This window comes from Cellulosimicrobium cellulans (assembly GCF_001722485.1).
Classification (GTDB): domain Bacteria; phylum Actinomycetota; class Actinomycetes; order Actinomycetales; family Cellulomonadaceae; genus Cellulosimicrobium; species Cellulosimicrobium cellulans_A.
Window position 1 is genome coordinate 1 of sequence record NZ_LWGL01000312.1, and the last position, 1,755, is coordinate 1,755.

General features: G+C 77.4%; 2 protein-coding genes. Both read left to right on the forward strand.

Annotated features, from left to right (window positions below; genetic code table 11):
• Window positions 1-968, forward strand: a 968-nt coding sequence (locus JZ5iCDA_RS17325; RefSeq protein ID WP_139123223.1) for a ComEC/Rec2 family competence protein, incomplete at its 5' end; no start/stop codon positions are given.
• A gap of 60 nt (window positions 969-1,028) precedes the next feature.
• On the forward strand, window positions 1,029-1,755 hold a 727-nt coding region (holA, locus tag JZ5iCDA_RS17330), incomplete at its 3' end, for a DNA polymerase III subunit delta (RefSeq protein WP_069388224.1).

A 1,755-nucleotide genomic window follows, 5' to 3' on the forward strand; every position in this document is an offset into this window, starting at 1 on the left:
GGGCCGTGCTGCGGCGGCGGCACCGGTGGCGCCCGCGGCACCTCCTGCGGACGGCCGTCGTCGCGGTGGTCGTCGTGGTGGCGGCCGGGCTGCTCGTGCGGCCGTTCACGACGCGCGGCGGCGCGGTGCCGGACGACTGGGCCGTCGTCGCGTGCGACGTCGGCCAGGGCGACGCGCTCGTCCTGCGGTCGGGCGAGTCGTCAGCGGTCGTGGTGGACGTCGGGCCGTCCGGCCCCGCGGCGGACCGGTGCCTCGACGACCTCGGCGTGGCCCGCGTCGACCTGCTGGTGCTGAGCCACTTCCACGCCGACCACGTGGGCGGGCTCGAGGAGGTGCTCGCCGGTCGCGACGTCGACCGTGCCCTGGTGACAGGGACGCGCGAACCCGCCGCGCAGGCGGAGCGTGCCCTGGGGCTGCTCGAGACCGCCGGCGTGCCGGTCGACGTCGCGCGGCCGGGCGACGCGGCGACGGCCGGGGACGGGGCGGACGCCGTCCGCTGGGAGGTGCTCCAGGCCGGCCCGCCGGTGGCCGCCGGCGCGGCCCGGGCAGGCGCGACCGACCAGCCGGGCGGTGCGGAGGAGGAGGGCGGCGCCAACGACGCGAGCGTCGTGGTGCTCGCCGAGGTGCGCAGGACGCAGGTGATCGCGCTCGGCGACCTCGAGGACGCGGGGCAGGAGGCGCTCGCGGACGAGCTCGAGCGGCGCGGGACGGGGCCCGTGGACGTCGTGAAGATGGCGCACCACGGGTCGCGCACGCAGTCGCCGGCGCTGGCCGAGGCGCTGTCGCCGACCGTCGCGCTCGTCAGCGCGGGCGAGAACACGTACGGCCACCCCACCGACCACGCGCTCGACCTCTACCGCGGCACCGGGGCGACCGTGCTGCGGACCGACACGTGCGGCACGTTCGCGCTCGTGGTCCGCGAGGGGACGCTCGCGGCGGCCGGGTGCCGGGACCCCGGCCAGGACTGATCCCGACCGGGGCTGACGACCACGTCCGGGGCGTCGGCGGTTCGTGGCAGGCTTGGGCGCATGCCCGCGCCGTCCCGGTCCTCCGCCCGATCGTCCGCCGCGACCGCGTGGGACGACGTCCGGCTCGCACCGGTCGTGCTCGTGCAGGGCCCGGAGTCGCTCCTGGCGGAGCGTGCGGTCGACGCGCTCGTCGACCTGGCCCGCGAGCGTGACCCCGACGTCGAGAAGGTCGAGCTGGAGGCGGCGACCTACCAGGCCGGCATGCTCACGGTCGCCGCGAGCCCGTCGCTGTTCGGCGAGGCCAAGGTCGTGATCGTCTCCGGTGCGGAGGCCGCGACGGACGCGCTCGTGGCGGACGTCGTCGCCTACGTCCCCGCCGCGGACCCGGCGACGACCGTCGTCGTCGTGCACGGCGGCGGCGTCCGCGGCAAGCGCATGCTCGACGCGATCAGGAACAGCGGTGCGCCCGTCGTCGCGGTCGAGGCGATCAAGAAGGACTCCGACAAGTCGGCGTTTGTCACCGCGGAGTTCCGCCGGGCGCGGCGCCGCATCGACGCGGGCGGCGTGCGGGCGCTCGTCGAGGCCCTCGGCAACGACCTGCGCGAGCTCGCCGCCGCCTGCTCCCAGCTCGTGGACGACACGGAGGGCACGGTCACCGAGCAGGTCGTCGACCGCTACTACGGCGGGCGCGTCGAGGCGACCGGCTTCCGCGTCGCCGACGCCGCCGTGGCCGGCCACGCGGGCGAGGCCGTCGCGCTGCTGCGGCACGCGCTCGCGACGGGCGCCG